The organism is Clostridium sp. AM34-9AC, assembly GCF_003480225.1.
In the GTDB taxonomy this organism is placed as follows: domain Bacteria; phylum Bacillota; class Clostridia; order Lachnospirales; family Lachnospiraceae; genus Acetatifactor; species Acetatifactor acetigignens.
Genome location: NZ_QUIU01000021.1, coordinates 1 through 12,734, shown reverse-complemented (window position 1 = coordinate 12,734; position 12,734 = coordinate 1). Strand labels below are relative to the sequence as shown.

Genomic DNA, 12,734 nt, shown 5'->3' with positions numbered 1-12,734 from the left:
CTTCTGGCGCATTTTTTAATAAATTGCTCTGTATACAAAAATCAACCACCGGTAGAATGACATTATTCTCCGAATCTGGTATACTTTCAGTAAAAACAGGAGGTATCCGGGATGGAAAAGGCAAAAGTAACGATGAGAAACTGGGAGCCCTATGTATATGACGGAGAGTACAATCTGTCGGGGACTGCGGATGTACATCCACGGTTGGGAAGAAATGTCTATGTAGCCACGACATCCACGTTGGTCAAGGCTTCTCTGGAAGAGGATGTTCTGATCTATGAGACCGGAAATACGGTCTATCACTGCCCGCTGAAATATATGATGGTATCACCGTATGGGAATGTAGTACAGGAATACCGGGAGGAACTGGCCCGTCTTGATACTTCGGAAAATGCACTGGACCGGATCATTGCCGCGGCGGCAAAAATGTCACTGGGAGAGCCGGAGGATACGGCGGATGAAATGGTGAGAAAGATCCGTGCTCTGCAGGAGACAGGACAGCGGGAGATTGCACAGATGGAAGAACAGGAGAAACAGCGCCTGATCGAAATTGCCGGGAAATATGAGGACTGTGTCTATATCGAAGTGTCCAGCGTTCACAGCGGAAGCAAATTGGTATATCATCTCGGGGATGCTGTGGGAATTGTGAATCCGGGAGTTCACATCGGAATGTTTCAGGACAGCGTATTATACATGAAATATGCCACCGAAGAAGATCCCTGCGCATTGGATTTCCGGTATTTTCCGAAGGGATTCGGTGATGTCATGGAGACCTACAGCTGGTCCGATAATATTAAGCAGGCGGTGATCAAAAATCAAAAGGGACACAGCCTGATCTTCAATCATGAGGAAATCGCTCCCGGGGAGACCAAGGTATTTACCCCGGATACCCATAAGCAGGGACTGTTCAGCCCGGACTGCTATAACGGGAAATCTTTGTTTACAATGGGGGAGGAAGACGGGGAGAAGGAAGACTGAGAGCGCAGAGTATGGTAAAAAATTCCAAAGAACAAGGAAAATGCAAACAATTAACAGTAGTGAACCGGTTGATCTTGAATTTTTAGGAGATCCAAAGGCAACCAGGGAAGATTTTGATGAAGCATTATATGTAGAGAAGTCTATAATCTCCTACTACGAGAATGATCAGAAGGAGATGAGAGCCAGCGGTCTGGCAGAGATAGCCAAAGTACTTCAGACTAGGCTGATTGCACTATGATGCGTCGAAGTTATACCACAAGTATAATGACAAACTAATGTTGCTGTGGTATTCTGTCGATAACAAAGAAAGAAAAGCGGATCCGAAGCGATGGGTCTGGGAAAGGAAAAAAGAATGTTCACAGCTATTCGATCAAGTTATTTATATTTGGAAAGTTTGAAAAAATGCAGCACTCGATATGAAAAAGAGTGGGGCTTTAGCTTTGTGTATTCAGATAAGAATAAGCTTGAAGGGAATGCTGTGGTGATGGATGTAGACCTGTCGTAGGGACAGGAGAGGACAACCGGATACATAGATTTTGAACCGCTTATCTTGTGTGGATGCACATGGTAGGCGGTATTTTTTTGCAGATATAAGCCTAATTGGTAAGGTAGTTCTGCGTTATGCTCCGTTAGCTCAATGGCAGAGTACCTGATAAATATCACAGAAATGAGGTAAGAGAAGCATGGATTTAATTGAAATCAAAGGAAAAATAAATACAGCCATCTGCTATGCAAGAGTAGTAGAGGATGAAGCGATAGAACAAATCAGACGTATGTGTGATTATCCGATGACGGAAGGATCAAGAATAAGAATCATGCCTGATGTTCATTCCGGTAAAGGCTGCACTATTGGAACCACAATGACAATTACTGATAAGGCTGTTCCAAATGTAGTGGGTGTTGATATCGGATGCGGTATGTATACCGTGAACTTAGGCAAGGTTGATATTGATTTTGTAAAGGTTGATGAGGCTGCACATTTTATTCCATCGGGAATGAACGTGTGGGAAGGTCGCCAGGAGAGATTTGATTTGACAGAACTTGCTTGCTACAGAGAACTGAAGGACACAAAGAGATTAGAGCGTTCACTTGGAACCCTTGGTGGTGGTAACCACTTTATAGAGATAGATGAAGCGGGTGATGGAACCAAATATCTTGTGATTCATTCAGGCTCACGTAATCTGGGTAAGCAGGTTGCAGAGCTTTATCAGAAGCTGGCGATTAACCTAGACAGAGGCTATGGGGACTATCTTGAGAAGCGTGATGAGATTATCAGAACCTATAAGGAGCAGGGACGTAGAAGTGAGATTCAGGATGCGTTAAAACAGCTTCACTGGCAGGTATATGAGTTTGAGACAAGTATGCCTGAAGACCTGTGCTACTTATCAGGAAAATATCTTGAGGACTACCTTCACGATGTTGAAATCTGCCAGGCTTTTGCAAGACGAAGCAGAGAAAAAATGGCTGAGATTATTCTGGAGAGAACCGGGATGGCTGGCAGAGAAGCCTTCCATACAATTCATAATTATATTGATACAGATGAAATGATTTTGAGAAAGGGCGCAATAGCAGCCCATAGTGGAGAGAAAGTGCTGATTCCAATAAATATGAGAGATGGAAGTGTGCTTGCTGTTGGAAAAGGAAATCCCGAGTGGAATTATTCTGCACCTCACGGAGCAGGACGACTTATGTCCAGAACAAAGGCGAAAGCAAATCTTAGCATGGACGAATACCGAGAGACAATGAAGGGTATTTATACCACTTCGATTAATGAAAATACATTGGACGAGGCACCGATGGCATACAAGAGTCTGGAGGACATCATTGATGTGATCCGAGAGTCTGTAGATGTAATCGATGTGATGAAACCTATATACAATTATAAGGCTTCTGATTAAGGTGGAGGGCATTCTTCCTTCACCTGCAGAAGCAGAAACGGAGGAAGAAATGTTTACTATGCCTACCATCGATATGGTAGCTACCGGAAGGAATATCATGAGACTGAGAGAGGCAACAGGTCTGACTGTAAGAGACCTGCAGGATATCTTTGGATTTGCGACTCCTCAGGCTATCTACAAGTGGCAGCACGGAACTGCCATGCCTACAATCGATAATCTGGTTGTACTGGCAGCAGTGCTGGATGTTCCGATGGATGAGATTATCGTAATCGATGTAAATAGAACAAAGCAGATTAGCGCATGAAAAGTGAATAAACAGATAGCCCTTTCAAGGCTAAAATGTTCGGTTCAAGTCCGGCGGGGATCACTTATGGGTAGGTCGCATAGTGGCAATTGCAGCGGACTGTAAATCCGCCGACTTCGGTCTACGCCAGTTCGAGTCTGGCCCTGCCCACTTATGTTTGCGTGTCCGAGTTGGCTTAAGGTGCCACTGGCACATAGCGCTCTTCCGCAAACGCTATTATATTTAACAGGTGATTATTATGGGAAAGGTATATTTAAAAACAAAATATGACAATGAAATGAAAATGGAGATACCTCACAATCATAATTTCGCTTCAGCTATGTTTGGTTTCAGAGAGATGGCTGCGGAAATAGTTCCTTACCATTTGATAGATGATATCTATGATGATTTTAAGCGTGAAGATATTGCCTTGGATTATATTGATCAGTGCAATGTACTGTTTAACAAGTTTGGGGTGACACCGCATATTCCTGATTATCCAGATGTGCTTAAGCCATTTCTGGGAAGGAAAATATGGAAAGATACAATCAACAGTATTTCAAGAGATGAGAACAAGTGGTCGGCGGGATATTTTGTGAAACCAGCAGTAAGAAGCAAGGCTTTTACCGGCAAGACAATTTCCAGTATAAAAGATCTTATGGGCTGCGGTAATCATGCTGAAGATTATGAGGTATTGGTAAGCGAATCATTAGATATCGCTGCAGAATGGCGTTGCTTTATTACATATGATGAGATAATTGATGTGCGCCCATATGGCATGATAATTGATAAGTCAAGGAAGGGTTATTTATATCATTATGACGCGCAGGTGCTTAATTCTATGATGGAAAGTTTTGTTTCTTGGGAAGATAGGCCTATGGCTTGCAGTATGGATATCTGTGTAACTAAAGATGGCAGGACATTACTCGTAGAGTTCAACGATGCGTATTCCCTGGGGGCATATGGATTGGCAGATATATATTATGCTAAGCTGATTTCTGCAAGATGGAGCCAGTTGTTAGGTGTTAAGGATGAGTATCATTTTTAAGATAAAAGATGAATACGATAGCAATTAAACTATTGGTTAAATGCAAGTATGAGGAGATTCTGTTAAGCTTAATCTTTAGAAGGAAAACTATAAACCCGTCCGCACTGAAAGAAGTGGAAGTCTGCGAGTTGCTGTAAATGACCCGGCAGGACGTTAAAGTAAGGCTGCGATCTATTAATCTCATAGAGTAGAGCAGGTTGGTGAGATTATATTGCCATAGGGAATATGATTAAGCGTTAGTAACCATAAAGAGCTCACGGCAGCGATATCCGGGAAACAAGATGGACTCCACTAATCCCCTCTATACATAAATTGCGAATCCTGATTATTACGAGCCTATGGCGTGTAAAAAATCTGCAGCAATGAGAACTTGCAAGGTACTGTAACAGGGAGTGAGTATAGGGAAGCTCGCACAGACATTTTAAACTAAAAGTTTAATGCATTTTGTGAATACATCCGATATAATGTAAGTCTACAAATAGAGATTGTGATTCGGGATGGAAGAAAATTGCGGAGGTACAAAGAGATGGAACCAATGTATTTGGCAATCCAGCAAAAGGAGACAGGGAAGCAAATTAAGAAACTGCTCATGGAAAATGGTTATACTGTGAAAGATGTGCAGAATGCTATGGGATTTGAGAATCCGCAGGCAATCTACAAATGGATTTCCGGTAGATCATTGCCGAGCTTAGACAATTTTGTAATCTTAAGCAGATTACTGCATACCAGTATTGAAGATATCCTCGTCGTTGACGGGGATGTTGTTCGTTTATGGGGAATTATTCATGACCATAGAAAACCTGACTGCGGATTTTCTATGGTATTAAACCGTTGGTACAATGACAAAGCATCTGTCATGCATTAAGCTAATATCAGAACAAAAAACAAAAGAAAATGGAGGTCGTAAGGAAATGCAGACAATGACATCAGCATATGCAAATAAAATGCTTAAGAGCCTGGAAGAAGATAAGGCCTTCTGGGTAAACAAAGAGGCAACATCCAGTACCTATGTTGCAGCTATCAATGAGGAACCTGTCGTACCAGAATATGATTATACGGAGGTTGCAGCTACTATTACATCTCTTGATGAGAAAATTGCAATTATCAAGCATGCGCTTAATGTAACCAATTCTAATGAAAAGGTTCAGGTGGGCGATGCAGAAATGAGCATTGATACAATTCTTATAAAGATGGCTCAGCTGAACAAGAGAAAATCAGTGCTTGATCAGATGCGTAAGCAGCTACCAAAAGCCAGAGAGGAGCAGCGCTCTTATATGTCCAGAAATACGGTTCCGGAATATAGGTATATTAACTATGACTTGGAGCTGATTAAGAAGGAGTATGAGACTGTATCCAAGACCATTATGGAAATGCAGATGGCTCTTGATAAGTACAATCAAACAGTACAGTTTGAAGTAGACATCTAAGAATTTTTCCGTACAAGGCTTTATGAGATTGATGGTGATCCCAGAAGTTTTTGTTTATGGTAAGGGTATGTCTGTTATGGGTTATGTGTTATCGGTTTATGTTCATTGTAGGTTTTAAAATCTGATGCAAGATTTCTTAACAGCGGCCTTGTAGAAAACCTGCAGGAAACTGCGTGTGGAGGTTCGGTTATAAGCACAGGCTGTGGGAGGTCTTCGGATCTTCTGCAGCTATCTTTATGTTGGAGATGATGAGAATGAAGAATTATTGGAAAATGAGTGATTTTTCGTTATTTGCGGTTCCTTATGCTTATGTAGATCATAGTTCTTATCTGGCGGATCAATTGTTTGTGCAGAATAAGATAACTATGAAATTTAAGGGAGAGATGGTCAAGGATGGTTCGGCGTACTGCATTGTATTCTGTAAGGTGCTAAAGAGGGACGTCGCAAGATTTGAGGAAGCTCTAGAACGACTTAAAGATAAAATGCTCTTACTGGGACATAAAGATTATCCTGCCGCCTGTGGTGAAATTGCAAAGATGATTGAAGAAGACACGAAAGCGAGGATGAGAAAATGAAGCAATATGTAACGCTTGATAAAAGAAGTAAGAAAGCGCAGAGGGAATATTATGCTAAGCAGCGAACAACATGGGGAGAACTGAATCCGGTCACAAGATCAGTTCCGAGTGGAAAGACTTACAACAGAAAAAAGGAAAAGCAGAGAATCGGTGTTGAATTCAGAAATGGATTTGATGCCGATTTTTTGCGAAGTTTAGTTTTGCTTATACATTTTAGGACTAGCGAAAGGAGCGAATAATCATGAAGAGATATAAGTTTTGCGGTTTGTAATCGCAAAACAAATTGCCTTTTGGAACGAATTGCGATATACTATCTACAAACGGAGGTGGTCACGATGATTTACAGACCTTTGTATGTAGAGAAGATCATGGCTTATGTGGATACGCCATTTGTAAAAATCCTTACGGGAGTACGTCGTTGCGGAAAGTCAACGATCCTGAAAATGATTATGGAGAGATTGGAAACGCAGCATAACATTCCGAAGGAGCGCATTGTCAGTTGCCGCTATGACTCAATGGAATATGAGGATATGACGGCAAAGCAGATGTACGCACAGCTTAAAGAGCGTCTTTCGCCCGATGGAAAAACTTACCTGTTTCTCGATGAGGTTCAGGAAATCAAGGGCTGGGAAAAGGTCGTCAATTCGCTGGCATCTGACTTTGATGTTGACCTGTATGTGACAGGTTCCAACTCTCACATGATGTCCTCTGAGATTTCAACCTATCTGACGGGACGATATGTATCTTTCCGCATCTTCACTTTGTCCTTTGACGAGTACCTGATGTTCAAAAGCCAATATACCGAGGTTGGAGAGCCGAAGACGGAGCTTGCTGACTATGTACGCTTGGGCGGTTTCCCGGCAACGCATTTGCAGGAGTTTTCTCAGGACGAGGTCTACACTATCGTGCGTGATATTTACAACTCTACGATCTTCTCGGATATTGTTAAGCGCAATCAGGTGCGGAAGATCGACCAGTTGGAACGAGTGGTCAAGTACACCTTCAACAATGTGGGCAATACCTTCTCGGCAAAGTCCATTTCGGATTACCTGAAAGCGGAACACCGAGCGTTGGACAATGAAACAGTTTATAGTTACTTGGAGAAGCTGGAGAAGGCGTACCTGCTCCATCGATGCTCCCGCTTTGATTTACAGGGCAAGGAGATCCTGAAAACACAGGAGAAATTCTATCTTGCCGATACCGCCCTGCGGTACAGCGTTCTCGGCTATAACGCTGACAGCGTGGCATCCAGTTTAGAGAATGTCGTGTACTTGGAGCTTTGCCGCAGAGGGTATACCGTCAATGTCGGCAAATCCGGCAGCAGCGAGATCGACTTTGTCGCAGTACGGCAAAATGAAAAGCTCTATGTGCAGGTGACGCAGGAGCTTCATTCTCTGAAAACAGAAAAACGGGAATACGACCGGTTGTTGGAAATCCGCGACAACTACCCCAAATATGTTCTCACAACAGATGAGTTCTCGGGAGGAAACTACGAGGGCATCAAGACGATGCATATAGCGGACTTCCTGTTAAGTCATGAATACTAAACGACAGAATCGCGAAATGGAAGAGTATCGTAGTCTTTTGGAGACGAAAAAGGTGCGATGCACAGTAGAAAAGAAGGGAAAATAACGGTATGGGAATGACTTTATCTATGGAGGAAAAGGTGCAGACAGCAGCTGAGGCGGTGATCCATGCACCTGCAACTGACGAAACGGTAACGGGCAGGATAGTGCATGCAGAGGATTTTGATCCGCTGTTTGCCATGTCCGAGGAGGATTGTGTCGAAGGGTTTATAAAACGTGAAATGCAGCGTGCCGGGATCACGGAAGAACAGAATCTGATCCCAGAGGATATGCTGCGCAGAAAAAACATACTGAATGCCGTTTTGGCGGTTCTGTTATTCGTATACATATCTCTGTTTTTCTTTCATTTTCCGATGAAAACCTATGTGATCGGACTCCTAATCCTGGTGATATATGCATTTTTGACCAGCCGTTATCAGCTGATAAAATATTTAAAAAAGGAGATCAGATCCAGATCCCAGGAGAAAATCTCGAATATTGTCATGAATGTGAAGGCATCCATGGTGCCAGATTACAGCAAAAAGTTAAAATGGGCTCTCATGGCGGTGGCTGTGGCAGGCTCGCTGTTGCTGTTTAGTAAGCCCAGGATCTTCTATGAGCAGGCAGATGACGGATATTATGTGCGGTTTTATGTCTATGGTCTGACGAATATGACTACGGCGACCATTCCCGATACCTATCAGGGGGAGAAAGTAGTGGGCCTGCGCGGCAACACCTTTTCCAATATGCCCTTTTTATCAGAGGTAACGCTGCCGGACAGCATTACAGAGATCCGCGGGCAGGCATTTAAAAACTGCAGAAGCCTGGAACGTGTCACATTGCCGGAGCATCTGACGTATCTGGGCGGGGAAGCATTTTACCATTGCAGTAGCCTGGAGGAGATAAATCTTCCGGCGGGACTGACGGAGATCCGCGGCAACACCTTTGAAGAATGCAGCAGCCTGCTGCGCATAGAGATCCCGGATAACGTGACCAGGATCGGCGGACATGCGTTTTATGGAAATACCAGTCTGGAGGAGGTGGTGATCTCCCCGGACAGCAAGCTGCAGCAGATCGGGTCTTCCGCTTTCCGGTGCTGTGATTCTCTGCGGGAGATCACACTGCCCCGGGGCGTATCTGTCAATGAACGTGCTTTCAAGGAGACACCTGTAAGGATCGATTACTATGAATACTAAATTTATTCATTTGTTATATGTGCCGACCATGGCATGTAATATGCGGTGCCGGTACTGTTATCTGGAGGACCACACTGTAGATACCCCGCGGGGCGGAGATTGCCTGGAGACCCTGCAATATGCCATCGCGAAATTCCGTGAAGCGGATGTGGTGCCCTTTAATATTTCCCTGCACGGCGGCGAAGTGACCACTTTACCGGAGCAGGAATTCCACGACCTGATCCAATATATCAGCAGTTACTATCAGGACATGCGTGAACTCATCACGGATGCCGGCTTCAGGGTGGGGCATCCCCACATCAAGACGAATCTGTACGGACTGGACAGACATATCGAGACCATCCGGGAGTTCAACGTGTCCATATCGGGCAGCCTGGATCTGCCGCTTTCCCTGCATGAAAAGTACAGGGTGACCAAGGGCGGAGAGGGCACACTGGAACGGATACTGGATAATATCCGACTGCTGGAGGAGATCCCTGACAAGAAAAAAGTATCTGCCACGATCTTTCGAGAGCATTTTGAACAGCTGGATCAGATCATCGAGGATATCAGATTCCTGGACCGGAACACGTGCCTGGATATGAATGATTTTAATTTTATGATAGGGTTTGACTACAATTCCTGTGGCCTGCTGCATCACATGAGTGAAGAGGAACAGCTGATCTTTTACCGGCGGATGCACGAGGCTTTTGACGGGACCAATCTGGATGCCGGGGTCAACGGTGCATGGTTCGATGAGTTCGGACCGGAATACTGCACCAACTGCGATAATTGCGGAGAGAAATTTTTCCTGTTGGAGCGTAACGGAGACATCTATTCCTGTGTCAGAGGTCAGAAGAACGAAGATTTTTACTATGGCAATATCTACCGTGACACGGTGGATACCATTTTGAAAACCGCTGCACGGAAGATCTTCCAAAACCATAACAGACAACCGTTTCCCGAGGAATGTGCGAGGTGCGCTTACCTGTATCTGTGCAAAACGGGCTGCCCTTTTGTGAAAAATGTTTATGGATCCGGCAAAAGCTACACCTGCCTGCTGCAACAGCAGATGTACCGGGACCGCGGCTATGCCCCGGATGCTTCTGCTGACGAGACGGCATATGAATATGTGACGAAAATGCGTCTGGAGGAACCGGAAAAGTATCTGCCTGCAAAAGCATCCACAGAATATCCTGCGCTGGAACAGATCATTGCACAAGATGCGAAGTTACAATATATCTATGACAGCGGTGTGTTCGAGCTGGACGTGGATGGAACCAGATATCCGCTGATCTCCCAGATCCTTAGGAAGTCCAGGGAGATCCTATATCTGACGCCCATCAGTACGGTAAAGCTGCGCATGAAAAAGCATATGCTGGAGGAAGAATGCGATTATCCGGAGAACAACGCATTGTACCTGATGCTGTTGTCCGGAGATCCCGTGACTTACGGGGATGAAGGGAGAACAAAACAGCGGCACATTGCCACGCATCAGATTTATAAAGGGGTGCTGGACCATTCCGGGGACAACGAAGAAGAATGGTATGTATATGATATTTCCGGGCTCCTGCGCGAATATGCACAGGAATATGCCATGGACAGCCCGAACAATCTGTTGTGCACCACTACGGAGCTGAGAGACTGCCATTACCGGAAACAGGAAAATAATGCCTATTACCATATACAGGCCATCAATCTCCCCTTTCAGAACATTGAATTTTATTATCTGACACTGGAGCAAAAGAATGACAAGGAGGCTTTCCATGAATTTTGAACCGCAGACCTATGAAGAACTGATCCGCATGAAGCGTTGCGTGGAACTGACAAAATATTATGAGGTGACAGAGGAGGAGCTTTGGGAGATCTATCATTTCCTGGAGCAGGAGCCGGAGGCTTTCATCAAGGGAGGCAGACAGAATCTGTCCCTCATCATTGGGCAGAATACTGCAAAAACCCAGAAGGTGATCATGGCGAACTGCACCGACAGCAGCATTGATGGAATCCTGCTGTCACGGACAGAATGCAAAGTGTTTCCCCATTACACACCATCCTCAGGCTCCGGCAGCAGCGGTGGTTCCTCTTCCAACAACAATAATAACAATAACAACAATAATAACAACAATAACAGATAGGACACGAAAGCAATGGCATTCATATCCGAAACACTTCAAATGCGCAGGCTTACAGAAAGCGGCGTCAATATCAAGACTACCTACATCGTCGATGGCACCCTGAGGTACCGGTCCACAGACGGAACCTGTCAGGATGATGTGCACAGTGGTATCCGCTGCCGCAAAGAGTATTTCCGGCAGGGGAAATTGCTCCATACAGAGAAAATCTTCGATTCCCGCATGGAGTATACCTATGTATCCGGAATGGATGAAGAGGCACAGCATACCTGTGAAAACTGTGGCTTTACCGGCAAAGTAAAGGAATTTGTGAACGGCTGTCCCTGCTGTGATGCGGCCTCCAACATTGACTACGCAGACAAGGAGCTGGGCAGCAAGCACCATTATGATCTGGTATTGCAAAGCCCGGTCTACCGGATCGTCACGGGAGTGGTAGATTACATCGTATCATTCCTGCTATGCAGCCTGTGGATCATAAATACCTCCAGGACCTTCAATGGCTATGATGTGGGCAAGATTTTCATCTACAGCACAATCCTGGCTATGATCTTCTATTACTTTTTCTACCTGTGCGATGCTTATGCGGTATTGGGGCCTGTCAGACGATACAAAGAAAAACAGAACCGTCGGCAGCAGGAATTCTGGACCGGCACCGGCATCGACAAAAAGCGGTTCTATAATAACCTGAACTACGAAGCCGGAAGACGCTACTATTCCCGGCCGGATGTCATTGATTACGACATTATGGACTATACCGGTCTGCAGGAGCATGTGGAGAATGGCATACTGTGCGTGGATGTGGAGTTACAGGTCAGACTGGTGTATCTGCGAGGTGGCCGGATCACATCCGCATATCAGAAGGATACCTTCTCCCTCAGCCACAACGACAGAGTCATGACCCTGGACAGCGGGATCCACGTGATCAAATGCCCCAAATGCGATGCCAATATCGATGTGACTAAAGGCGTGTGTGAATATTGTGGGACCGAGATCGACAGCCTGCAGGAGTGGAAGCGGATAAAAAAATAAGATCTGGAAAAAATGCTGTTCACGTTCAAAAAATGCAAAAATCAACCACCGGTAGAATGACATTATTCTCCGAATCTGGGATACTTTCATTAAAAACAGGAAGGTATCCGGGATGGAAAAGGCAAAAGTAACAATGAGAAACTGGAAGCCCTATGTATATGACGGAGAGTACAATCTGTCGGGGACTGCGGACGTACATCCGCGGCTGGGAAGAAATGTCTATGTAGCCACGACGTCCACGTTGGTCAAGGCTTCTCTGGAAGAGGATGTTCTGATCTATGAGACCAGAAATACGGTCTATCACTGCCCGCTGAAATATATGATGGTATCGCCGTATGGGAATGTAGTACAGAAATACCGGGAGGAACTGGCCCGTCTTGATACTTCGGAAAATGCACTGGACCGGATCATTGCCGCAGCAGCGAAAATGTCACTTGGAGAGCCGGAGGATACGGCGGATGAAATGGTGAGAAAGATCCGTGCTCTGCAGGAGACAGGACAGCAGGAGATTGCGCAGATGGAAGAACAGGAGAAGCAGCGTCTGCTCGAAATTGCCGGGAAATATGAGGACTGTGTCTACATTGAAGTGTCCAGCGTTCACAGCGGAAGCAAATTGGTATATCA

General features: G+C 44.9%; 15 protein-coding genes and 1 tRNA gene. All 16 read left to right on the top strand.

Annotation, left to right across the window (positions count from 1 at the left end; all coding sequences use genetic code 11):
- Positions 1-111 precede the first annotated feature (111 nt).
- Positions 112-978 (top strand): hypothetical protein, encoded by an 867-nt coding sequence (locus tag DW835_RS12390; RefSeq protein ID WP_118731250.1) that lies wholly within the window; start codon positions 112-114, stop codon positions 976-978.
- Positions 979-1,018: 40 nt separating this feature from the next.
- On the top strand, positions 1,019-1,216 hold the full coding sequence (locus DW835_RS12385) for a hypothetical protein (protein WP_118668526.1): 198 nt from the start codon (positions 1,019-1,021) through the stop codon (positions 1,214-1,216).
- A 445-nt stretch (positions 1,217-1,661) separates the two neighbouring features.
- Complete coding sequence (locus DW835_RS12380; RefSeq protein WP_118668527.1) at positions 1,662-2,876, top strand: RtcB family protein; 1,215 nt, start codon at positions 1,662-1,664, stop codon at positions 2,874-2,876.
- A 49-nt stretch (positions 2,877-2,925) separates the two neighbouring features.
- Positions 2,926-3,180, top strand: coding sequence for a helix-turn-helix transcriptional regulator (locus DW835_RS12375; RefSeq protein ID WP_118668554.1), 255 nt, complete (start codon positions 2,926-2,928; stop codon positions 3,178-3,180).
- Between the two features lie 68 nt (positions 3,181-3,248).
- Positions 3,249-3,330: transfer RNA gene (locus DW835_RS12370), tRNA-Tyr, on the top strand.
- An 88-nt stretch (positions 3,331-3,418) separates the two neighbouring features.
- On the top strand, positions 3,419-4,207 hold the full coding sequence (locus DW835_RS12365) for an ATP-grasp domain-containing protein (protein WP_118537494.1): 789 nt from the start codon (positions 3,419-3,421) through the stop codon (positions 4,205-4,207).
- Positions 4,208-4,733: 526 nt separating this feature from the next.
- Complete coding sequence (locus DW835_RS12360; protein ID WP_118668528.1) at positions 4,734-5,072, top strand: helix-turn-helix transcriptional regulator; 339 nt, start codon at positions 4,734-4,736, stop codon at positions 5,070-5,072.
- A gap of 46 nt (positions 5,073-5,118) precedes the next feature.
- Positions 5,119-5,634 carry a hypothetical protein gene (locus DW835_RS12355; protein ID WP_118668529.1) on the top strand — a complete coding sequence of 172 codons (516 nt, stop codon included), beginning with the start codon at positions 5,119-5,121 and terminating at the stop codon, positions 5,632-5,634.
- A gap of 245 nt (positions 5,635-5,879) precedes the next feature.
- Entirely contained in the window at positions 5,880-6,209 is a 330-nt protein-coding gene (locus DW835_RS12350; RefSeq protein ID WP_207665430.1) for a hypothetical protein, read from the top strand.
- A complete protein-coding gene (locus tag DW835_RS12345) occupies positions 6,206-6,448 on the top strand; it encodes a hypothetical protein (RefSeq protein ID WP_118668530.1) in 243 nt (80 codons plus the stop codon). Before DW835_RS12350 ends, DW835_RS12345 begins: the two co-directional genes overlap by 4 nt.
- 96 nt (positions 6,449-6,544) lie before the next feature.
- Positions 6,545-7,756, top strand: coding sequence for an ATP-binding protein (locus DW835_RS12340; RefSeq protein ID WP_118668531.1), 1,212 nt, complete (start codon positions 6,545-6,547; stop codon positions 7,754-7,756).
- 89 nt (positions 7,757-7,845) lie between these two features.
- Positions 7,846-8,970: a leucine-rich repeat domain-containing protein gene (locus DW835_RS12335; RefSeq protein WP_118668532.1), complete on the top strand. Its 1,125-nt coding sequence runs from the start codon at positions 7,846-7,848 to the stop codon at positions 8,968-8,970.
- Complete coding sequence (locus DW835_RS12330) at positions 8,960-10,726, top strand: radical SAM protein (protein ID WP_118668533.1); 1,767 nt, start codon at positions 8,960-8,962, stop codon at positions 10,724-10,726. Before DW835_RS12335 ends, DW835_RS12330 begins: the two co-directional genes overlap by 11 nt.
- Entirely contained in the window at positions 10,716-11,084 is a 369-nt protein-coding gene (locus tag DW835_RS12325) for a hypothetical protein (RefSeq protein ID WP_118668534.1), read from the top strand. The genes DW835_RS12330 and DW835_RS12325 overlap by 11 nt, the downstream gene beginning before the upstream one ends.
- A 12-nt stretch (positions 11,085-11,096) precedes the next feature.
- Positions 11,097-12,110 (top strand): hypothetical protein, encoded by a 1,014-nt coding sequence (locus DW835_RS12320; RefSeq protein WP_118731249.1) that lies wholly within the window; start codon positions 11,097-11,099, stop codon positions 12,108-12,110.
- Between the two features lie 112 nt (positions 12,111-12,222).
- A partial coding sequence (locus tag DW835_RS12315; protein WP_147353727.1) for a hypothetical protein occupies positions 12,223-12,734 on the top strand: 512 nt, incomplete at its 3' end.